Origin of the sequence: Bacillus sp. FSL K6-0042, assembly GCF_038006685.1 — a bacterium.
In the GTDB taxonomy this organism is placed as follows: domain Bacteria; phylum Bacillota; class Bacilli; order Bacillales; family Bacillaceae_G; genus Bacillus_A; species Bacillus_A pseudomycoides.
In genome coordinates this window covers 3,660,773-3,682,828 of sequence record NZ_JBBOVS010000001.1, presented here as the reverse complement: position 1 = coordinate 3,682,828, position 22,056 = coordinate 3,660,773, and the positions used below count along the sequence as shown (strand labels likewise).

Annotated in this window: 22 protein-coding genes and 2 other annotated features; of the genes, 5 read left to right on the top strand and 17 right to left on the bottom strand. The window is 36.8% G+C overall.

What is annotated here, in order from left to right; translation table 11 throughout:
* Nucleotides 1–21: 21 nt before the first annotated feature.
* The 4 genes from MHH45_RS18760 to MHH45_RS18745 form a co-directional block, all read right to left on the bottom strand.
* Nucleotides 22–1,335, bottom strand: coding sequence for an APC family permease (locus MHH45_RS18760; RefSeq protein WP_016112424.1), 1,314 nt, complete (start codon nucleotides 1,333–1,335; stop codon nucleotides 22–24).
* Between the two features lie 65 nt (nucleotides 1,336–1,400).
* Nucleotides 1,401–1,636 (bottom strand) — a binding site (T-box leader).
* A 385-nt stretch (nucleotides 1,637–2,021) separates the two neighbouring features.
* Nucleotides 2,022–2,828, bottom strand: a complete 807-nt coding sequence (locus MHH45_RS18755; RefSeq protein ID WP_016112425.1) for a hypothetical protein — start codon at nucleotides 2,826–2,828, stop codon at nucleotides 2,022–2,024.
* Nucleotides 2,829–3,137: 309 nt separating this feature from the next.
* Nucleotides 3,138–3,920 carry a membrane protein insertase YidC gene (locus MHH45_RS18750; protein WP_016112426.1) on the bottom strand — a complete coding sequence of 261 codons (783 nt, stop codon included), beginning with the start codon at nucleotides 3,918–3,920 and terminating at the stop codon, nucleotides 3,138–3,140.
* 28 nt (nucleotides 3,921–3,948) lie between these two features.
* Entirely contained in the window at nucleotides 3,949–4,233 is a 285-nt protein-coding gene (locus MHH45_RS18745) for a hypothetical protein (protein ID WP_016112427.1), read from the bottom strand.
* Nucleotides 4,234–4,508: 275 nt separating this feature from the next.
* Between MHH45_RS18745 and MHH45_RS18740 the strand changes: the two genes are divergently transcribed.
* Nucleotides 4,509–5,402, top strand: coding sequence for a YitT family protein (locus MHH45_RS18740; RefSeq protein WP_016112428.1), 894 nt, complete (start codon nucleotides 4,509–4,511; stop codon nucleotides 5,400–5,402).
* Between the two features lie 247 nt (nucleotides 5,403–5,649).
* On the opposite strand, the gene MHH45_RS18735 is transcribed toward MHH45_RS18740, so the two are convergent.
* Nucleotides 5,650–5,919 (bottom strand): hypothetical protein, encoded by a 270-nt coding sequence (locus tag MHH45_RS18735; protein WP_016112429.1) that lies wholly within the window; start codon nucleotides 5,917–5,919, stop codon nucleotides 5,650–5,652.
* A gap of 419 nt (nucleotides 5,920–6,338) precedes the next feature.
* Here MHH45_RS18735 and MHH45_RS18730 point away from each other — a divergent pair, with 419 nt between their 5' ends.
* Nucleotides 6,339–6,725: a DUF3938 domain-containing protein gene (locus tag MHH45_RS18730; protein WP_088094074.1), complete on the top strand. Its 387-nt coding sequence runs from the start codon at nucleotides 6,339–6,341 to the stop codon at nucleotides 6,723–6,725.
* Between the two features lie 66 nt (nucleotides 6,726–6,791).
* Here the strand turns inward: MHH45_RS18730 and MHH45_RS18725 are convergent, their stop codons facing one another.
* The 6 genes from MHH45_RS18725 to MHH45_RS18700 all read right to left on the bottom strand — a co-directional run bounded on the left by MHH45_RS18725 (nucleotide 6,792) and on the right by MHH45_RS18700 (nucleotide 12,275).
* On the bottom strand, nucleotides 6,792–8,228 hold the full coding sequence (locus MHH45_RS18725; RefSeq protein ID WP_088094073.1) for a sensor histidine kinase: 1,437 nt from the start codon (nucleotides 8,226–8,228) through the stop codon (nucleotides 6,792–6,794).
* Nucleotides 8,222–8,914 (bottom strand): response regulator transcription factor, encoded by a 693-nt coding sequence (locus MHH45_RS18720; protein WP_016112432.1) that lies wholly within the window; start codon nucleotides 8,912–8,914, stop codon nucleotides 8,222–8,224. The genes MHH45_RS18725 and MHH45_RS18720 overlap by 7 nt, the downstream gene beginning before the upstream one ends.
* Before the next feature lie 14 nt (nucleotides 8,915–8,928).
* Nucleotides 8,929–9,699 carry an ABC transporter permease gene (locus tag MHH45_RS18715; protein ID WP_077294554.1) on the bottom strand — a complete coding sequence of 257 codons (771 nt, stop codon included), beginning with the start codon at nucleotides 9,697–9,699 and terminating at the stop codon, nucleotides 8,929–8,931.
* 10 nt (nucleotides 9,700–9,709) lie between these two features.
* Nucleotides 9,710–10,531, bottom strand: coding sequence for an ABC transporter permease (locus MHH45_RS18710; protein ID WP_016112434.1), 822 nt, complete (start codon nucleotides 10,529–10,531; stop codon nucleotides 9,710–9,712).
* Nucleotides 10,528–11,256, bottom strand: a complete 729-nt coding sequence (locus MHH45_RS18705; protein ID WP_016112435.1) for an ABC transporter ATP-binding protein — start codon at nucleotides 11,254–11,256, stop codon at nucleotides 10,528–10,530. The genes MHH45_RS18710 and MHH45_RS18705 overlap by 4 nt, the downstream gene beginning before the upstream one ends.
* 404 nt (nucleotides 11,257–11,660) lie before the next feature.
* Nucleotides 11,661–12,275, bottom strand: coding sequence for a DedA family protein (locus MHH45_RS18700; RefSeq protein ID WP_088094072.1), 615 nt, complete (start codon nucleotides 12,273–12,275; stop codon nucleotides 11,661–11,663).
* 539 nt (nucleotides 12,276–12,814) lie between these two features.
* On the opposite strand from MHH45_RS18700, the gene MHH45_RS18695 reads away from it, so the two are divergent.
* Nucleotides 12,815–13,717 (top strand): EamA family transporter, encoded by a 903-nt coding sequence (locus MHH45_RS18695; protein WP_016131083.1) that lies wholly within the window; start codon nucleotides 12,815–12,817, stop codon nucleotides 13,715–13,717.
* Nucleotides 13,718–13,748: 31 nt separating this feature from the next.
* On the opposite strand, the gene metG is transcribed toward MHH45_RS18695, so the two are convergent.
* Nucleotides 13,749–15,377, bottom strand: coding sequence for a methionine--tRNA ligase (gene metG / locus MHH45_RS18690; protein WP_016131084.1), 1,629 nt, complete (start codon nucleotides 15,375–15,377; stop codon nucleotides 13,749–13,751).
* Between the two features lie 51 nt (nucleotides 15,378–15,428).
* Nucleotides 15,429–15,702, bottom strand: a binding site (T-box leader).
* A gap of 116 nt (nucleotides 15,703–15,818) precedes the next feature.
* On the opposite strand from metG, the gene MHH45_RS18685 reads away from it, so the two are divergent.
* Entirely contained in the window at nucleotides 15,819–16,640 is an 822-nt protein-coding gene (locus tag MHH45_RS18685) for a class I SAM-dependent methyltransferase (RefSeq protein WP_016131085.1), read from the top strand.
* Between the two features lie 231 nt (nucleotides 16,641–16,871).
* Here MHH45_RS18685 and MHH45_RS18680 read toward each other — a convergent pair whose 3' ends face one another.
* Nucleotides 16,872–17,966, bottom strand: coding sequence for a TIGR04053 family radical SAM/SPASM domain-containing protein (locus MHH45_RS18680; RefSeq protein ID WP_016131086.1), 1,095 nt, complete (start codon nucleotides 17,964–17,966; stop codon nucleotides 16,872–16,874).
* A gap of 139 nt (nucleotides 17,967–18,105) precedes the next feature.
* Between MHH45_RS18680 and MHH45_RS18675 the strand changes: the two genes are divergently transcribed.
* A complete protein-coding gene (locus MHH45_RS18675) occupies nucleotides 18,106–18,420 on the top strand; it encodes a metal-sulfur cluster assembly factor (protein ID WP_000076465.1) in 315 nt (104 codons plus the stop codon).
* A 44-nt stretch (nucleotides 18,421–18,464) separates the two neighbouring features.
* Here MHH45_RS18675 and MHH45_RS18670 read toward each other — a convergent pair whose 3' ends face one another.
* From MHH45_RS18670 to MHH45_RS18655, 4 genes are all read right to left on the bottom strand, one after another.
* Nucleotides 18,465–20,114 carry a M4 family metallopeptidase gene (locus tag MHH45_RS18670; protein WP_016112442.1) on the bottom strand — a complete coding sequence of 550 codons (1,650 nt, stop codon included), beginning with the start codon at nucleotides 20,112–20,114 and terminating at the stop codon, nucleotides 18,465–18,467.
* A gap of 153 nt (nucleotides 20,115–20,267) precedes the next feature.
* Nucleotides 20,268–20,966, bottom strand: a complete 699-nt coding sequence (locus MHH45_RS18665; RefSeq protein WP_016131087.1) for a pirin family protein — start codon at nucleotides 20,964–20,966, stop codon at nucleotides 20,268–20,270.
* 49 nt (nucleotides 20,967–21,015) lie between these two features.
* A complete protein-coding gene (locus MHH45_RS18660; RefSeq protein ID WP_016112444.1) occupies nucleotides 21,016–21,426 on the bottom strand; it encodes a MarR family winged helix-turn-helix transcriptional regulator in 411 nt (136 codons plus the stop codon).
* Between the two features lie 113 nt (nucleotides 21,427–21,539).
* Entirely contained in the window at nucleotides 21,540–21,974 is a 435-nt protein-coding gene (locus MHH45_RS18655) for a DUF3920 family protein (RefSeq protein ID WP_016131088.1), read from the bottom strand.
* Nucleotides 21,975–22,056 lie beyond the last annotated feature (82 nt).

Genomic DNA, 22,056 nt, shown 5'->3' with positions numbered 1-22,056 from the left:
TCTTTTCACTATCCCTATTCTTTAAGACTGTGTTTCTTTTTTCTTATTTAAATACCAGTACACTGGTAGTCCTGTAAATACCATTCCGATTGATAAGAAACAGCTTTTCCAATCATTAATAATCGCACTTCCAATTACAAATAGTGATCCTAAAATTGCAATGATTGGTACGATTGGAAACAGTGGTACACTGTATGCACGCTCTTTCCCGCTATTACGTTTCCGTAAAATGAAGACACCAATAAATGTCATCACATAGAAAATGTAAATAATAAATACGGAAATCTCAGATAGCTTATTTGGATCGCTAATAATCATTAAAATAATCCCTAATATAATTTCAAATGTGATTGCATTTGCTGGCGTTTTAAATTTCTCATGCGCCTTGGCAATAAACTTAGAAAATGGAAGTTGCCCACGTTCTGCCATCGACATTGGAATACGCGGGAATGTTAAAATCTTTCCGTTTAAGCATCCAAAAATAGAAATGATAATACCGATACTAATGATTTTCCCACCATATTCTCCAAGCAACATACTTGCTGCTGTCGCTGTCGCGTTTTCACCAAGATCTACGATTTTCGCCGCTGGTAATACTTTCAGTAGAGCTAAGTTAATTAATACGTAAGCAGCTGTTACAATTAAAATCCCCACTGTCATCGCCTTTGGTAACAACTTTGTTGGATTCTTCATTTCACCGCCGATAGAAGCAAGTAAAATCCAGCCATCGTAAGCAAATAACGTTGCTAAAATTGCCATTCCAATACTTTGGTTTTCTGATAATGGTACAACTACATTAAAGATATCGCTATTCCCTTTCCAAAAACCTAACACAACAATTAATATAATTGGAATCATCTTTCCGAATGTCGTAATTGTTTGGACAATCCCCCCATACTTCGTTCCCATACTATTAACAACACCAAGGAACACAACTGTTCCAATTGCAATTGGTAAATTCCATAATTTATCTAAATAGAAAAAGTTAATCATTAAAGAGCTAAAATACAAACCTAATGTTCCAATAATAGCTGGGCCGTATACAATTGTTTGCATCCAGCCGGATAAATACCCCCAAAAGCTCCCATAAATCTCCTCTAAATACGTGTACAATCCACCATTTTTCGGAATTTGCGCTCCAATTTCAGCTACAGTTAAACCACTAGCTAACGTTAACAAGCCACCTACTACCCAAGCGAGAATTGCCATATTCGAACTCCCTGAGTAATCTAATACGCTTCCTGGCTTCATAAATACACCAGACCCAATAATAGTCCCTACAACGATAGATAGTGCTACAGTTAAACCAATTTTGTTTTTCTCATCATGATGCATGCTGCGTATCCTCCTTCCAATTCTAGTGTGATGCAAAAATAAAATAAAAAAACACTCCTCCCTAAAAAAGGGACGAGTGTTGTATTCGTGGTTCCACCCTTGTTTCATCAGTAAAATAACATACTTCACCAATTTCTCAAGTCTAGATAACGGTGTTTGCCGGCAAGCAATTACTAATTGTTCGTTCACTGCTGCAGTTCAGAGGTGGTAATCTATTTTTCCGTATTAGGAAGCTCACAGCCAAAGACTTCCCTCTCTGAGAATCGTAAAAAATCGATCGTGTCCTCATCATCACTTCTTGATGTCGAATTTTGTAGTTAATGTTCATTATATTGAATTTTTCAAAAAAATCAAGAATGTTTTTTATCATATGAACAATTTTTCTTCTTAAAATTTTCTACAAGCTTCATAAACGCTCATCCCATAATTATTTTAAAACTTTTTTAATCCTAATATAATAATCCCCATCTATATTCCTCGTATGGTGCCCTACTGCCCAATGCGGAATAAATTCTTTCTGGTATAGAAATCATTTACATAATGAAAAAGGCCAAACTTCTCCAGTGGGAGAAGTTTGGCCTCAAATAAATCCTATACACAGTCTCTTTCATTTCACCATCCGAAAGACCGTTCTATTAAAAGTCTTCGTATCTTCTGTATTTTAATCAATTATTCGCTTGCTCCCATTAATCCTTGATTGGAAATTTAACGTTAAGCTCTGCTAATTGCTCTTTTGCCTTTTTCATAATAGCTTTCGCTTTTTCCTTTGTCGCACCATCAAGGTTTGCAAACATTTCTTCTCGTTTCCCTTTTTCAGGAAGCTTCACACCTAGTTCTGCCAATTTCTCTTTTGCTTGTTCATGAGTTAATGTTCCTGCTTTTTTCTGCTTCATAATCGCTTTCGCTTTTTCTTTCGTCGCCTGATCAAGGTTAGCAAACATTTCTCCTCGCTTACCCTTTTCAGGAAGATTTACACCTAATTCTGCTAATTGCTCTTTTGCTTGTTCATGAGTTAATGTTCCTGCTTTTTCTTTCTCCATAATCGCTTTCGCTTTTTCTTTCGCCTGATCATCCAAGTTAGCAAACATCTCTTCTCGTTTCCCTTTTTTAGGAAGCTTCACACCTAGCTCAGCCAATTTCTCTTTTACTTGTTCATGTGTTAATGTACCAGACTTTTTCTGCTCCATGATTGCTTTTACCTTTTCTTTTGCCTGATCATCCAGGTTAGCAAACATTTCTCCTCGTTTCCCTTTTTCAGGAAGTTTCACACCTAGTTCTGCTAATTGCTTTTTCGATTCCTGCATGATCGTTTGCACTTTTTGTTTCGTTGCTTCATCCAAGTTTTGATACGAAGTCCCTTTCTTAGTTTGTTCTGTGGCTTGTGTAGAATTGTCTGTGCTAGTTGCAGCAAAAGCAGGGATACCTGCCCCTCCCATAATTCCTAGTGATAAAGCTCCTGCAGCTACTACATACCCAATTGTTTTCTTCTTCATATGAAAATTCCTCCTTCATTTCATATCAAATAACGTTCTAAAACTTGTACACCTTCGTATACAATTCACATAGTAAATTGGTTTTCTTAATTTTTCCTTAACCATTAGATAAAGTGAAACTTTAATCAGTGGGGGTTTTCTTCATCCCCACTGATTATCAGCCCTCACCAATCGGGCTTTTACGGACAGTTGATCCCTCACCTATCTTCCTCGTTTCTCTCTGAATCTTGAGGTGGGGATCTTACTGCCCGTTAATGCGGGACAAACTTCAACAAATCAATAAAAGCCGCTCAATTGAGCGGCTTTCTTCTATGCATTTTGTAATTGTCCTTCTTCGCGTTCCATCACTTTTCTAAGCACAATCATTTGTAGCATTGTAAATATGTTACCTGTAATCCAATACACGACAAGTCCTGATGGTGCGGCAAATCCCATAAATAAAATCATCGCCGGCATCATAAATTGCTGCATTTTGAGCATTGGAACCTGCTCCCCAGCCTGTGCATTCGACTGCATAATTTTCATTTGAATAAACGTGGTTAGCGCTGCAATAATCGGTAAAATATGATACGGATCTGCATGTCCTAAGTTTACCCATAAAAATGAAGATGTACGAATCTCTTCAGTACGACTAATCGCATAATACAATGCTGAGAAAATCGGCATTTGTATAAAGATTGGCCAGCACCCAGCAAGTGGATTCCAACCGCCTGTTTTCATTAGTTCTGACATTTCTTTTTGATATTGTTTTTGCTTTTCAATATCTTTGCTTACATTACCATGCTTTTCTTTCAACTTCTGTATCTGTGGCTGCATTTTTTTCATTTTCATTTGACTACGATATTGCGCAACAGCTAATGGAATCATCGCTGAGCGAATCACAAGCGTAATGATAATAATTGCAATACCGAAGCTTCCGCCAGGTACATGATGAGCAACAAATTGAAGCATAAGCGAGATTGGATAAACAAAATAGTGATCCCAAACCCCCGTACTATGTGCATCAATTGGTGCCGTACTGCTACAACCAGATAAAACAAAAACAAATAATAATGATAAACTAACGAGCACAGCTCGGTATGATTTTAACATGCTTATTCCTCCAATGTTTCGTAATTAGTTAGCGAAACATTGGTGTATACGGACCGACCTCGTCACTCTCTCCACTCGATTCTTGTCTGCGAACCGAACGAACCATTCCATATTTATAGAAGATAGAGAAAAGCAGGATATTCCCTATACGCGCTTCACATGTATCAACTATTGCGAAAGCTTTTTGTCTACCGCTTGATGCTTGTTGGCGTACAAAGCGAGAAACATTAGCGAGAAAATAGACTTCTAATAAACAGAATGCTGTCGTTACAAAAGTTATATATAGAATTGCATCTTGCAATAAAAATTCCATCGCTTCACATCCTTAATAAGCTCATTTTAGCACATTCTCCAAACGTTCTCTATTTCCTTTTATTTTCAAATAAATGTTTTGCATATTTTCTCACAAAAATGATACAGAAAACCATTGTATTCGCTTTCTTTAGTATATTCACACATATAACTGAATAGGTTTAATTTTTTAGAAATTTATAAAATTTTTGTATTATAATAAAACGGTTGCCAGTTTTTGAAAAAAGCATTATTCTCTTCTTGTAATCAAAAATGAATATGGAGATGAAACATACTATGGGTCAATTAGGAGACGCCGATTACGTTCCCGACACCGCCTTTTTATCCTTCCCAGCAGCTAGAACATTTCATTTGGAATTTATGATACAGTTGATTGTTATTTTTATAGCTTCCACTTTGTATGCTATTTCAATGAATATGTTTTTTATCCCGCATAATATGATTAGCGGTGGTTTCGCTGGTGTAGGGATGATTATCGGTTATTTAATGCACTATAATATCGGTGCACTTATCTTTTTATTAAACATCCCACTACTTGTTCTAAGTCATTTTTACTTAGGAAAGAAAACTACTTTCTTAACAGCTTACTTCGTGGCAGTATCATCTGTAGCCATGAACATTATTCCCGTACATCAAGTTTCAGAGGACATTTTACTTTCTTCTGTATTTGGTGGAGTCATCTGTGGTGCAGCCTCAGGGATTATATTCCGATTTGCTTCTTCAACAGGTGGTTTTGATGTTGTTGGATTGATTGTAGCGAAATATAAAGACATTTCGATTGGTGCTATTATTTTTGGCTTCAACTTACTCTTACTTGTTGTCGCTGGCTTTATTTTCGGATGGGATATTACACTGTACACGTTAATTAGCCGTTTTGTTGTTAGTAAGGTAATCGATGCTGTGCATACAAAACACATTAAATTAACGATAATGACAATTACAGAAAAAGGCGAGGAAATGAAAAGCGCACTACTGCATCACGGCATACGTGGTGTAACGATGATAGACGCTGTCGGCGGCTATACCAACCATAAGAAAAAAATGATTTACACTGTCGTAACTCGTTACGAATTAGGAGAAATCAAGCGTATCATTCGTCATGTAGACAATCATGCGTTTATGAATATTACAGAAACCGTTGAAATCGTTGGACGTTTCAAACGAATATAAGAAGACGCAAGGAATTACAATTCCTTGCGTCTTTATTTATCTAATTACCAATGACAGGAATGTTAGTTCATATAAAGTGAAACTTTAATCAGTGGGGGTTTTCTTCATCCCCCACTGATTATTAGCCCTCACCAATCGGGCTTTTACGGACAGTAACACTCCCACCTAACTTCTTTGCTTTCGCTGAATTCTGAGGTGGGAGTGTTACTGTCCGTTAATGCGGGATAAATTACTTATGCCAGCTAAATTACGATGTATAAGTATTCGTTCCATTCAATAGTCTTTGATTGTAATTATGAGCAGCAATTGCTCCCCAAACCATACAAATAAAATGGGTAACAAAAAGCCCTATACCAAATGTTACAATACCAACAATTAACTCAATAATAATCATAATAATTGCACCAATAATTGTTGAATACAACATTCCAAAAGAACCGAACAAAAACGTTAATACTAAAGAAACCCCTATACTTTTCGTAGGTGTAACTATGATATGCTGCTTTTGTGACCCCATCTAATGTCCTCCTTTTAAATTAACTAAAAATTCAATTAAATTAATTGTACAATAAAATGGAATATTAATCCATGTAATATATTTTTTAAAATTATTTTACACTTATTACAAAATCAGATAATTCTATTATTATTAAGCTAAATATGTTATAATACAATAAGACTCACAAAAAAGAATGTATAGCCTTGGGAGTTTCTCTTACTTTATAAGCAAAAAGAAACGAGAAGTCGGGTATATCTCAGGCAAGTTTACGTAATAACGAATCATTTTCACATCACACAAGAAACGGTTGAAAAAGGCCGATTATCTTAGTCATTCTTCATTACTCTAAAAAAGATGCGTACAACTAAAATTCACTTCTATTACTATACCTACCTTTTTGACTTCCAAATCCTCTTATTACATAAGGAGATGAACATATGAATCAACGTATACGGTACATGGTAGCTGTCCTGTTTGCTCTTATCGGTGGCATGATTTGCTTCTGGACAAACATTCAGCTTGGAGAACATATCATTTTTAATGGAATCAAATCACTTGTAAGCGCTTCAATATTAGGCGGATACATTTTCTTCCTCTTTAATCCAGAAGAAAATGCTCAAAAAACAATGTTATTAACAATGATCGGAATCGTTGGAGGATGTATTTCCTTCTCAATGACGAATTACACATTACCATTACAATTAAGCTCAGCTTTCTTCCACGGTCTTTGGACTTGGTTTATCGCATTTTGCTTAGCAGATGTATTTAACCTATTACAAGATCCAGAAGAAGAGACTGGACGCGGAGTCGAGAGCAACTCTTAATAGAAAAGAGGATAGAAGATTAATCTTCTATCCTCTTTTTTCAATATATCGGCGCTTCGAAATATCTCAAGCACTCGGAATCCGAAACCATACATGTGCTCCCCCACATACTGAACTATTTTCCGCAAATATATTTCCGCCATGCTTCTCTACAATCGACTTCGCAATATATAATCCCAGCCCAGAATGTTCTTTACTACTTGATCGTGATTTGTCCTCCTGATAAAAGCGCCGGAATACTTTTTGTACGTCTCCAGGTTGAAAACCAGTTCCTGAATCGTACACATGAAACTGGAATCCGTCATGCTGCACACTTACTTTTACTAGTATCTTGCCTTCCTCTGGCGTAAAACGCACACCATTCATCACGATATTATCCATCACTTGACTGATTCTCTCTTGATCAAACACAAGTGAATATATAGCATCATCATTCTCAAACATAACGTCCCATTCTATTTCTTTCTTCTTAGCAATATACTCATATTCTTCAATCTTCTTGCTGAAAAAACTCTGTAAGTTTACTTCATTTAATAACAATTGAAATGAAAAACTCTCTAGCTGATTTACTGTATTGAACTCCCCAAGAAGCTTCGCCATCCGATTTGTATTCCACTCAATCGTATGTAAATAGCGCTCCAGTAATTCTTCATTTTTCCATAGGCCACTCTGCAGTCCTTCTGTGTGCCCTTGTACAATTGTTAATGGTGTTTTCAAATCATGAGAAATTGCTCTTACATATTCTCTCCGTTCTTCTTCTAGTTCCCATTGGCGAGATAGGCTATCGGCTAATGCTGCACGCATATTTTCAAACGACATAACTAACTCACCTATCTCGTTTTTCGCTCTATATTCCAAGCGGAAATCTAGATCACGCGCTTCAATTCTTTTTGAAGCGTCTACTAGCTCTTTCATTGGTCTGGATAATCTTTTTCCAATTCGATGAGAAACAATATAAGATAACAAACTAACATATACAAAAGGAGACCCAAGTACAAATATAACAAATAAGGCAATCCAACCATTCGCATAAGAAACATCTAACGTATAGTTAAGCCCTAATGCACCTTTCAACTCTCCATCAGCATTCAGAAGTGGCGTATAATAAGTCGTATTTTTATCTATGCCTTCTACATGTAAACTTATATTTAGATTATTAGCTAGTGGATTATTTTGACTTATTACCCGTCTTGTATATGTTCCATACTGCTTATTTCCTTTTACGTCAATTACTTGATATGTAATCCCTTCTCTTGGAATTAACTTCTCCAATTCTTGTTGCTCTTCTTTATCTAATAAACGCTCTCCTTTTTTGCCTGCATACTCTTGAATCATTGGGATCTTTTTTTCGTAGTAATTAGCCGGGTGCATCAATTGCTCTCCACTCTTCTGCCACCAATATACAAATGCCCCAAGCGTTGCGATGGATAAAAGGATGCTACCCGCTATTATAGTAATGAATCCAACAATTAACTGTTTTTTTATTGAGAGCTTTTCTAGCATAACTTTACACTCCACTTATACCCAATTCCCCACACCGTCTGAATATACGTACGCTCCCGGTCATACATACTAAGTTTCGTCCGTATCTTCTTCATATGCTCAACAACAGTAGACACATCACTTTCATTATCGTAACCCCAAATTTTCTCAAAGAGCTGCTCCTTCGTTAACACTTGTCCAGAATGAAGTGCCAGCATCTTTACGACCTCGAATTCCTTCTTTGTAAAATGAATCGTTTGATTTTCTACTGAGACTTCATAACTCTGCAAATCAATTAAGATGTTTCCATAACGAAGAGCATGTTTCTCAGACGGCTCTTGTAAATCTGTAGCACGGCGTAAATTAGCAATGATTCGCGCTTTTAGTTCCTTTAAACTAAATGGCTTACTAATATAATCATCCCCACCAATCATCAATCCCTCAATACGGGATTGCTCTCTGCTATCAGCACTTACAAATAGAATCGGGCAAGTTTGCTGCTCTCGAATCTTCATGCACACTTCAAATCCATTCATATCAGGGAGCATGACATCGAGCAAAACTAAACTTACCTCATCATCTAGTTGGCTTAATGCTTCCTTCCCCTCTAAAGCTGTTCGCACGTGATACCCTTCCATAGCAAGACTATCTGCAATAAACGTTAAAATATCTTCTTCATCATCAACAACTAAAATTGTACCTGCCATGGTCATTCTCCCCTTTACTCATACAAATCTTTTGTCCGCCACGTTATAAAACTTAAAAGCATACAAACTACTAAAATTGTACCATTCACAAGGTAGAATATGGAATCTCTATCACTTAAAATACGAATTACTTCTTGACCCGCCGCTATAAAATAAGAAAAACTGTCATGAATATAGAGCGTCCCAAACATGATTCCAATTGTCATAAAGAAAGAAAGTACTACATTTGGCATCCATAAACTTACGAAACTCGCTAGCATTAAACTCGTAGCGGTAATGAATACTAAAATCCCGTAGAATTTTAATGTATATAAAAGAGCTTCTGCTGCATTATATTTGATATCTTGATGTAAAAATGTTGTATACTCGGCTGACGAAACAAATAATTTACCGTATATATAACTTACGACAAACATAAGAAATAAAAGTAAAAATACAACAACAATTTGAGTAAGCCATTTAGCCACTAACAATTTCCCTCTCTTAATGGGTCTTATACAAACGAGACGATAGGAACCAGATGACCGCTCTCCATTAAAACTATCAATAAATAAAATGGGAAAGATTAATAATGATAAAATGATATATAGTTCTTTCCCTAAAGCAACTTGAAAATTCAATTGACTTATTGGTGCCGAGGCACCATCTGGATTGTAAATTGCGACTCCCCAATGTTGTATAGAGAGACAATCTATAAGTAACAAAACAAAAAAAACACCACATATTACCACTGTCTTTTTCCGAGAAAAAAACCTTTCAAATTCACTTATCATTAACTGCTTCATTCCAATCACCTCACACAAAATGATCTTTCTTCCCTACGACGTAAAACGTAATAAAATTAGAAATAGCGATATAAACGCTTAATACTCCTAAACAAAGATAAATAAAATTTCCTTTTCCTATAAGCGATAATGCAATTCCCTCATACTGTAAATTTACAATTGATGAATAACGTACAAATACTACCTGCCTAGTCGGCACAAAATGCTGCATAATTTCTGGAACCCCTAAAGAAAGAATAATAAAACCGATACCAAATGCAATTGCACTCGTTGTAGATTTACTAAGTACTGTAAGCATCATAAAGATACTAATTACACAAACCATCATTACATAGGCCACACCGTAATATTTCAGTGTATAAAGAAAAACTTCCATCCCGCTACTAGTTGGCTGTTCATAATAAAAAAGAAAAATGTTTGGATTAAAATTAAAACATAAATAACCAATTACATAGCTACAAGTGAAATACACAAGAAAAAACAAAGCCATCATAAGAAACATAGTAATCATTTTCCCAAGTAAAATTTGCCGATACGTATAGGCACGCTGCAATACCATTCTCATTTGCCCGCTATGATATTCATGAGAAATCATAAGAGCCATTGTAACAAGCAAAATAAGATTAAATGCACTAATTAGCATTTCTGCTAAACCCATAACGGGAAATGTATTGGAATACGTATAATCTACAGCTGTTTTTGCAATAGCTTGATTATGTCCGATATAATACTTTGCTGAAGCAAATAACATCACCGGTATTCCCGCAAAACAAAGCCACGTCACCTTCTTCGCCCAAAGTCGCTCCCATTCAGAGCGCACTAGCCTCATCATGAGCTCATCATCTCCACAAAGATATCTTCTAGATCCTTACTATTCCCTTTTAGTTCTTCCGTCGTCCCCCGCCAAATGAGCGCTCCTTCTCGAATCATCACCCATGAATCGCACATAAGCTCAAGTTCACGAATGAGATGGCTTGAAATAAAAAAGGTAATTCCTTTATCACGCTGTAAATCGAGCACAATCTTTCGAAGTTGTTTAATCCCAACTGGATCTAATCCGTTGGAAGGTTCATCCAAAATAATAAAATCTGGATCCCCAAGAAGTGCCTGTGCAATTCCTAATCGTTGTTTCATTCCTAATGAATAAGTGCCTACCTTATCATCGGCACGATTTTCTAACCCAACAATTTTTAACACTTGTTCAACTTTTCGCTCTAAGTTTTCTCCCCCAGAGTTCATTGTGATTCTACCCAAGTTTCGTAAATTTTTCCGCCCAGACATATAAGGAAAGAAAATTGGAGATTCTACAATCGCGCCAACATACTGAAGTGCTTCTTCACGATTTTTTTGTACACTAACACCGTTAATTAGGACCTCTCCTTCATTTGGTTTAATCAAACCCATAATTGTCCGAATCAATGTCGTTTTCCCTGAACCATTTGGGCCAACAAAGCCACAAATCTCATTTTTATAAACAGAAAAAGATAGATGATTTAATAAACTTCTCCCTTTCACCCGTTTCGTTACATTTTTTACTTCTAGCACCGCTTTTTTCATCTTAATCGCCTCCTTGCTTCTAGAATAGGAGGTAAAAATAAACAATTTATAAACAAATAAGAGGAAGCTGCATTTTTTTTGCAGCTTCCTCTTTCCCTAGTAATGATGTATTCATATTAAGAAGTACTATATAATATATTTAAAATACATAATATACGAGGTGAAATATGGAGGAAAAATCGATTTTTCCTTATCTTCTCATCAAACTTTCAGCAACTAAAACAGGAACATATTATATTGTAGTTACTGGTGACAACCTTACAGGTAAAATAAAAGCAAAATGGAAAATACACTAAAAAGCGTAAGCGGCTCGCTCAGAATGTGAGGGGGATGGATTTCAATAAAAAAGAGCAGTGCCTATTAGCACTGCTCTTTCCAAATTCCGACATAGAATGGATTCCATATTAATTTGCACTTTGTACAAATACGCGTTTTAATTGTTTGCGGAAACGAACTCCTAACGTAATTACTACAATAACAATCACTCCAAAGATAATTTTCCCAGTGTGTTGTCCAAGTACTCCAAATATATCATGTAAGTTTCCACCTAACCAATAGCCACCGATTAAGAAGAAAGATACCCAGAATAGAGCACCAGAGTAAATCGTTATAGCAAAGCGACGGAATGGTAAATTAATGATTCCCGCAAAGTATCCAGTAAAATGGCGTACACCTGGAATAAAGAATCCGATAAAAATAAGGAAGTATCCATATTTATCAAACCACATTCTCGTTAAATCAATTTTTCTTTGCGTTAAAAACACATACTTCCCATACTTCTGTACAAACGGCATACCAAGTTTATTACCTAAAAAGTACTGAATTGTCATCCCAACACTCGTTCCAATACATGATAAGATAATTAAAAGGGGTAATTGTAAATCCCCTTGATGCGCCAAAAAACCCGCGTATGCTAGTGTTGGCTCTCCCGGAAACGGAAGCGCAATATACTCTAACAGCAATCCTACAAGTACTACATAGTAACCGTATTGCTGAAATAATTCATGAATCCATTCCATGTCGATCTCTCCTTTTCTCTCTTATCTACAGCATCCATCACGTTCAAACTGTTACTATTATTGTATAAAAAAATTGTCGAAATAACTATCACAATAGCTTACATTTAGATTACATTTTTGTAAGGGAAATACTAAAATACCCCATATTCATGCAAATTCTCCTAATATCTATTATATATTTTCAAATTTTTTCATTTCTCCTTTATTATATACAAAAAAATTGCACTTTTCTCTCATTTTCGCATAGTTAACTTTTAGAAATTCACTTATCCTTATTTTAGAAGATACGCGCAACTCTTCTCACATGTGATTTCTAAAAAAACACACAAAAACTTGCGAGAAGAATTACATCTACTTTATATTGAAAATGTAAAAGAGATTGCTATAAACTAGAGTCATAGTCATTATCAAATGTTTTATACCCAAACTCACACACGATTGTGAGTGGCGGAATTTTGTAGAGTTTTCACTCTGTTTCGTTCGCCCGCTGTCCTTAATTGGACAGCGGGCGTTTTTTATTTGTCGAAGGAGGATTTTTTATGGAGAAATTTAAGTTTTCATTATTAGTTTTATTTGGCGCCTGCAGCTACGGCGTACTTTCTACAATTTTCAAACTTGGCTTTATGAACGGGTTTTCTGCACATGAGTTACTAGGTGGACAATATGTATTTGGTTGGGTGGGACTTTTATTGCTCGTTCTTTTCTTCTCGCGTCATAAAGTCTCGAAAAAACAAGCATTGACCTTATTAGCTGTCGGAACAACAATGAGCATGACCGGGATTTTCTACGCGATTTCTGTAGAAGAATTACCTGCTTCCATCGCTGTTGTTCTACTCTTTCAATTTACCTGGATTGGAGTAGTCATTGACGCAGTCGCTAACAAGACATTACCAAGCCGCGAAAAAGTAATATCTATTATTATTTTATTTGCCGGAACATTATTTGCAGGCGGTGTGTTTGAAGGGCTTGGTCAAAACTTCTCCACAAAGGGTATTATCTTTGGACTGTTAGCCGCTATCTCTTTTTCCTTTTATGTCTTTGCAAGTGGCCGCGTTGCTACAAATGTATCACCCTATACAAAAAGCTTCCTTATGACAACAAGTGCTACACTTATTGTGTGTTTATTCTTTCCACCAACCTTTTTAATGGATGGTGCCTTGCAAGCTGGATTATGGAAGTACGCTTTCTTCCTTGGATTCTTCGGTGTTGTTATACCGGTAATTTGCTTCTCCATCGGTGTACCAAAAGTCGGCATAGGATTGGGAACCATTTTAGGTGCTGCAGAACTACCAACAGCAATCATTGCTTCTATCACTCTTGTTCATGAAGTCGTATCACCGATGCAATGGCTCGGCATTGTTTGCATATTGCTTGGTATTTTCACACCACAAATTTTGACTGCACGGAAAGAGAAGAAAAAGAGCATAGAACATAGCGCCTAAAAAAAGAGCACATCATGTGCTCTTTTTACTTTCATGCTCCATATAACCTTTCTACCTCTTTTTCAATTTGTTTTATATCAATTCTTTCAAATAAAGGCTGTACATGACTTATCCGCTCTGGCAATATATTTTCACATTTCCAGCCCGTATTCGTAATCGCTAGCATATTCCGCACCCTTTCACTTGAAAACGGTAAAAACGGCTCCAGTAACTGCGCAAAATTCACAATAAAATATACACAGGTGTAAATCGTCTCTTCGCAAGCAACAGGCTCTTCCTCCCTTTGCTTCCAGGGCGCCTGCTCATCAAAATATTTGTTCGTAAATCGTACCGTTTCAAAAATCATTTCCAACGCTACTTTAAAATGAGCCTGCTCAATCGCATTTCCTACACTGCGATATAATTCCTCTATTCTTTCTTTTAGCTCTGGATTTATATGCCCCTTTGGTACCGCACCGTCATAATATTTCTCAATAAACTTTAATGTACGATTTACAAAATTCCCATATGCGCCTAGCAACTCACTGTTATGGCTATAGATAAATTCGCGCCAAGAAAAATCGGTATCGCGATTTTCTGGTGCATTAATCGTTAAGAAATAACGAATCGAATCTGGATCATACCGCTCTAATATATCTGGTACCCATACTGCCCAGTTTTTGCTTGTCGATAACTTTCGTTTCTCAACAGTTAAATATTCATTGGAAACGATATGCCGCGGAATTGCCTTTTCTCCTATCCCAAGTAATACAGCTGGCCAAATAATAGAATGGAACGGGATATTATCCTTCCCATGAACATAGTATGTCTTCGCGCTGCTACTCCAGAACTCCCCATCATCTTCGCCCATTTCTTCAGCCCATCGTTTACTCGCTGAATAATAACCAGCAACAGCTTCAATCCACACGTAAATTTTCTTATCCTCATATCCCTTAACTGGAATTGGCACTCCAATTGGTAAATCACGTGATACAGCCCGGTCCTGTAATCCTTCTTCTAAGTAACGCTCTGTTAATTGGATTGCATTATCACGCCATGCTCCTTCTCGTTTTGCAACCGCTATCGCATCATTAATCTGCTGCTGAAATTTATGCAATGCAAAATAGAAATGCTCTGTTTCCTTAACTGCTGGCGTATTTCCACACAGCTTACATTTCTTTTCTAATAAATCGATTGGATCTAAAATAGCTGAGCATGCATCACATTGATCACCGCGTGCTGGTTCATGGCAATGTGGACAGACACCCTCCACATAGCGATCCGGTAAAAATTGTGTACACGTTTCGCAATATGCTTGCTCAACTGTCTTTTTATAAATAAATCCTTCTTCTAACAAACGTAAGAAAATCTTCTGTACCGTTTCATGATGATGCTGTGCATCTGTACGTGTATAACAATCATACGTAAAACCAAGCTCCTTAAAACATCGCTCAAATTCCTCATGATAATAGTCTGCAATTTCTTTTGCAGTAACCCCTTCTTGTTTGGCCCGAATAGCAATCGGAGTTCCATTACAATCGCTTCCTGATACGTAAAGAACATTTTCACCTTTCGTTCTATAATAGCGAGCTAAAATATCCCCAGGTAATAAACCCGCAACATGCCCAAGATGTAAAGAGCCATTCGCATACGGCCAAGCTCCACCAATAAAAGTACTCATCATCTATTCCTCCTTTTAAATATAAAAAGCCCCACCCCTATCTTCTAAAAAGATAAGGGCGGGGCTGTATAAACAGTCGCGGTACCACCTTATTTCGTCAGCTATTCACACAACTGACCTCGTCAAGTACGGAGCAATATTACGCTCTTATACTGTGATTTTGATAACGAGAACCAACTCTCGTCGCCGCCTACTATTATCATCTGATAAGTTCAGGACGCAGCTCAAAGGCCATTGTTCAAATGAACATTCTTGCTTCTTCTCAGCTCCCGAAGCTCTCTGGAAAGAATGGTTTCATTCTACTTTTCCTTTTCAATGCTTTTCATATATAACACGTATTTTACGACTAAAATACAGAAAAATCAAACTTTTTATAAAAGAAAACAGGAAATAAATAATTCCTTCCGAATATATACATGTTTAAAGAAAGGAGCGATCTCATTGAATCAAAAACAATTAAGCACAATTAATAAGCAAAGTTGGAACGCTGCTGCCTATGAGGCGTGGACCAATCGGCATGGTACCCCCAAGGAATATGCAAAGAAATTATTACAAGATCCAGCCCATGAAGTATCCTATTACTTACCTTACATAGAGAATATACAGGAAAAACGCATCATAAATTTACTTGGTTCGAAAGGAAATAAAGCTGTGGCATTCGCATTATTAGGTGCTGACGTAACAGTTGTAGATATTTCTGAAAGCAATGCCAAATATGCAAATGAGCTAGCGAATGCTGCAGAGGTGTCTATTGAATACATCGTTTCAGATGTACTAGAAATAACACCTTCTCAATCATTTGATGTTGTTTTGTTAGAACTCGGTGTACTTCATTACTTTTTAGATCTCAAACCGCTTTTTAAATTAATCTCAGAGCTTCTAAAAGACGGTGGTACTTTTATACTTCGTGACTATCATCCCCTTTATACAAAGTTATTAGCGACAGATGATCAAAAATTCAAGGCAAACGGGGATTATTTCTCTGAAGAAGTAATTGAAGATAACGTTGCTTATGGCATTCTACTGGATAAAACGCAGCAAGACCTACTACAAAAAACGATGATTCGTCGCTGGACGTTAGGAGAAATTATTACAGAAATTGCGGGGGCAAACTTACACATTGAAAAGCTGATTGAAGAACATGGCCCACACCAACGCTGGGTCTTTCCTTCTTCTGCTCCAAAAGAAATTGAAGAGCGTATCCCAGGACTTTACACGTTAATTGCGACAACAGCATGCAAAAAAGGATCCCTTCACGGATAGGATCCTTTTGCATGCTTAACGCATATAAGTTGAGGTTGGAGATTACCATAATTCTGTAGAATAGGACACAAGGTATTTCAACATTTTGTCTCTGACTTACGCAGTCAAAAGGGGTATGACCAACATAACGAAGAGCAATGTTTTAGTTGATATTGATAATCGTTATCAACTAATTAGAAGTATACATGATGTATCCTAAAAAGACAATAGGAATCTCACATTTTTTATTAGCTAGCTTCTTAAAACTTTCGGTACATATACACAATATGGTTCGCTCTCTAAATAATCACCGGTTATCGCATATGCCCTAGAACGAGAACCACCACATATATAGCGGTATTCACACTTCCCGCATTTTCCTTTATAGCCATCTGGATTACGTAACGCTTGAAAAATTGGTGAGTGACGGTAAATGTCTCGTAAACGTGTTTCTCTCACATTCCCAGCTCCAATAGGTAATAATCCACTTGGATATACATCACCAATATGCGAAATGAAAACAAAACCGTTACCGTCATTGACTCCCTTCGGTGCTCGTCCTAAACCATCAATTTTTCCGGTTAAAACATTTTGGAGTGCATCTTCATAACACATTCTTTGCTTACTTGTTCCTCCCTTATTTTTTTGCTGCATAACAACTCTTCGGTAATGCTGAGCCGCTGTTGTTTTTACATCAAACGATGCGGTTTTACCTATTTCATATAACTTTCGAAATACAAGTTCATGTTCCACTGGCGAAATCATATCATCTATATTTCCTCTTCCAGTTGGAACAAGAAAAAATACGCTCCATAGCACACCACCCAATTGTTCAACAAGCGCTGCCATCTCCTCTACTTCATGAATATTATACTTAGAAATGGTTGTATTAATTTGAACAGGAATCTGTAACTCATTTAAGTATTGAATCGCATCCATCGTAAGCTGAAAAGACCCCGCCACGCCGCGAAAACGATCATGTGTCTCAGCTGTAGCACCATCCACACTAAAAGCCCAGCGTGCAAGTCCAACCTCTTTTGCTTTTTGAATCGCCTCTTTGGTCACATTTGGAGTCGCACTAGGCGTCATCGAAACTCGTAATCCTTTTCGCACTGCATAATCTGCTAGCTCATAAATATCCGCTCTCATAAGCGGATCCCCACCAGAAAAAACTAGCATTGGCTTATCCATTTCATATATTTCATCAATTAATCTCTTCCCTTCAAGAAAAGTCAATTCTCTTGGGTCTCTCCTATACTGCGCTTCAGCTCGGCAATGCAAACATTTTAATTCACAAGCTCGTGTAACTTCCCATATCACAATAAAAGGATTTTCATCATAATTCATTTTCAATCTCGCTCCTCCCTACATACTTATAATCAGTATAGGGAAGATTCAAAAAAAACACTGTGAGCTATTTCACTGCATCTTTATCTTATTTCCTTTATAATGAGAATGGATATCATTAATATTAGGGGTGTTGTGCATGTCGCAAGAATTCGAAGAGAAATTATATGCCAATTTAGAGGCTGTTATCGATCCTGAATTAGGCGTTGATATTATCAATCTTGGATTAGTATATGACGTAACAGCAGATGAAAATAATAATGCTGTTATTACAATGACAATGACTTCTATCGGTTGTCCAATGGCTGGACAGATCGTATCCGATGTCAAAAAAGTATTATCAACAAATGTACCTGAAGTAAATGAAATCGAGGTCAATGTCGTTTGGAATCCACCTTGGTCCAAAGAGCGTATGTCACGTATGGCAAAAATCGCGCTAGGCATTCGTGATTAACTGACAAAGAAAGACCTGACAACCAAGTCAGGTCTTTTTTCATCTTATTTCACACCAACTGCGTCATAAGCTTTCGTTACAGCTTGTACTTCTTTAGAGTTTTGACCATATAAGTCTGTCGCAGCTTGAAGTGCCGCTTGGCGCATCATTTTAAAGTTAGAGTTTGCAGTTAAATATTTTGAAAGCGCACGGTAGTAAATTTTTTCTGTTGCTTCACGGCCTACGCCAGTTACTTTCACACCATAATGCGTGCCACCTTCAGACACTAAATATGCTGCTTTATTATTGATGCTACTGTTAATATGAACACCGCCATTATCAGCTGTTCCTTTATAACGTTTGTCGTAATGATCTGGATAACCTTCAGTTGGTTTTAATGGGTTTTTAATAGAAGCAGGGTTACTTAAGGAGCGTAGCGCATCTCCTGGTTTACCCGGTGTATAAATATCTTCCCCAAGCTCCCAATCATCACGGTCTACCATCGCACCGAAAATATCCGATAGCGATTCGTTCAATGCACCAGACTCATCTTTATATACAAGATTTGCTGTATGCTCTGTTACAGCATGCGTTAATTCATGTCCAATAACATCTAGACCTGCAGATAATGGAATGAATGTTGTTCCATCCCCATCTCCATACATCATTTGTACACCGTTCCAAGCTGCGTTATTCCAACCTTCACCTACGTGAACAGTAGAAATCAGCCTCGCACCTTTATTATCGAAAGAATTACGGTTAAATGTCTTTTTATAATAATCATATACTTTTCCTGCATTTACGTGTGCATCGACAGCAGCTTTGTCCTCGAAGAATTTCGACTTACTTTCTACCTCTTCACCTGTATATCCAAGCCATTGTGAGAAGAGATTAAACCAGTTCTCATCCATATTTTGTGCATCAAACGTGTGAACACCATTTCCACGTTTTCCATCAAACAAGTTAAATGCTCCTGTTTTTTCATCTTGAGCAATTTCAAATGATTGCTTGTTTCCTAGAACGCCATAGCCAAAACCAGTAATATGATCGATTGCATTATATTTCTCAATGATATTTCCATTTGTTGCATCAACAAAGTAATGCCAGTATCCTGGTGCTGGTTTTGAAATAGACGCTTTAACAAGGTATGCAAGATAGTATTGTCCATCTTTTTCATACACATATAAATCTTTTTTCACACCATCATATTTATCTACTTTGCCAATTTCTTTCTCAATATCAGCCTTTGCAACTTCTACCGCCTTCTCATCAGTAATGCTAGCTGCAGCTGGAATATTTTTATCTTCTAAATTCGGGATAACTTGCCCGAAGAACGCCTTTACGTTATTGTCTTTATCAATCGTAACTGTTTGATCTGATCCATATACAGGAACATTATTATGTTTCTCAACTAACTTCACATGTGTTGTACCCGATTCAGCGTCCTTTTCTTCCCCTACAATATTAAAATGTTTGTCAATATTTCCTGCTAATTTAAACATATCCTTCTTACTCTCTAAATACTGAAATACTGTTTCTTTTTTATCTAATCCTTGCGGTGCTTTCCATTCCTCACCTATGTAAGCCGGTGTTTTAAATTCTTGGTGATACTGAATTTGTTGCTCTGCCGCTTGTGTTTTTGTTGCTCCGAATGCCCCAAAACCCCCAACGATAACGGATAAAGCTAATGCTGATGAAACAACTTGCTTTTTCAATCTAACACTCCCCATTCCCCAAAAATTTTTGACACTCTTATACATTTCGAGAAAAGGAAAATATCTCCTACCAAAAAATATTGAGAAACTTTTCTCTTACAATTTCATCCAAAAAGGGAGCGCCTTGTTAGACACTCCCTTTTCCTTCATTCCTTATTGCTTTTTCATCTCAATCGCTAAATAATGTGAGTGCTCTTTTGCTTGAATACGAATATCTTCTTCAACTACTTCTGCTGCATCGCGCATTACAAGTGTCTCACCATTTACAACACCGCTTCCTTCAATTTGCACAAGATAAACTTGACGATCTTCGCTAACAGGGAAAGTGATTTCTTTTCCTGCTTCTAAAGATAGTGAATATAAATTTGCGTCTTGATGAATTTCAATTGGTGCACCACCATCAATTGGAGATACCATATGGAACCAATTGTTTTCACGTTTATTCCAATCAAACTTGAACTCACCGTAGTTTGGTGTGTGCCCTGCGCGGTCTGGTAAAATCCAAATTTGTAATAGGCGTAATGTCTCATTCCCTAAATTATGTTCACTATGAAAAACACCTGTACCAGCGCTCATATATTGTACATGTCCACGCTCAATTGTACCGCGGTTCCCCATGCTATCTTGGTGTGTTAATGCACCATCTACAACGTAAGAAATAATCTCCATATCGCGGTGCGGATGCATATCAAATCCTGTTTGCGCTGCTACTAAATCATCATTAATAACGCGAAGCGCCCCAAATCTCATATTATCTGGATTATAATAATCTGCGAATGAAAAATGAAAATGTGTATTTAACCAACCGTGATTTGCTCTTCCCATATTTTTATGATCAACTTTTTTAAACATATCCTTCACCTCATATTATCTCGAATTCGAGATATTTATTTAAAATTTTTTATTGTAACTTTCGAAGTAATTCTAGTAGTTGTTTTTGTTCATTACGATTTAACTTATCAAATTGTTCTGCTTGAAACGTCTCTTGCGGTGGAACAACCTCTTCATACAAAACTCTGCCCTTTTCAGTTAGCGAAAGGTATTTCGTAGTACCTTCCTGTTCTCGCTTAATCCAATCAAGCTGCTCCATTTTATTTAAAAGCTGCGTGATGTTCCCTTTTGTAACAAATAGCTTTCGCCCGAGTTCTTGCTGTGTTAATCGATCGTGCCCACCAATTTGGGCTAGAACATCAAACTGGGCAGCAGATAAACTCCATTCTTTCAAATGTTGATTTGTCTCACGAATGCTTCTGTTATAAAAGCGTGATAAACGAAACCATAACAATAATCCTAATCTTTCTTCTGTTTTCATTCCATCACCTCGCTTACTTGATGTCTTTAGTTTAGAACTAAACTTTAAAAATGTCAATTACTTTATTATAGTAAGTAATGAATAAAAGCATAGTAATTTTCTCTCACTATGCCTTAGTTTAAGTTTCTTCTTATATATTCATTCATTTTACGTTCTGCAAATGCTCGGGCATCCTTTTCAATCCAACGTGCTTCATACGCTTCTTTTCCAATGTATAATACATTTTTCTCATGTTGCATTGAATGCCTGAATTCATGTAGTAAAGTTTTGAGCACTTGTTCATACTGTCCCCACATGCAAACAAAAATCAATTGTCTTTCTTTATGATAAAAACCGCTTAAAGGAAATAAAAACTCTTCTTCCTCTTCTCCTAAGTTTACAAGCACATTATTTGTATCACACGTATCGCAAAAAATAACTGGAATTTCGCGTTTCTCAATAAGTGAAAATACATCGTCTTTCACTTGCTGAATATCCCAAGGAAATTCTGAATCCAGCACGTACCAATTCCCAGCTTGCTGATATACGTTTTGAAACTGGAGTTCCATTGCCCTCCGTTCTCCTTTCTATATTCCCTTTTTCTATATGTATGCCACCATATAGGAAAAATAAACACATATTGCAATACAA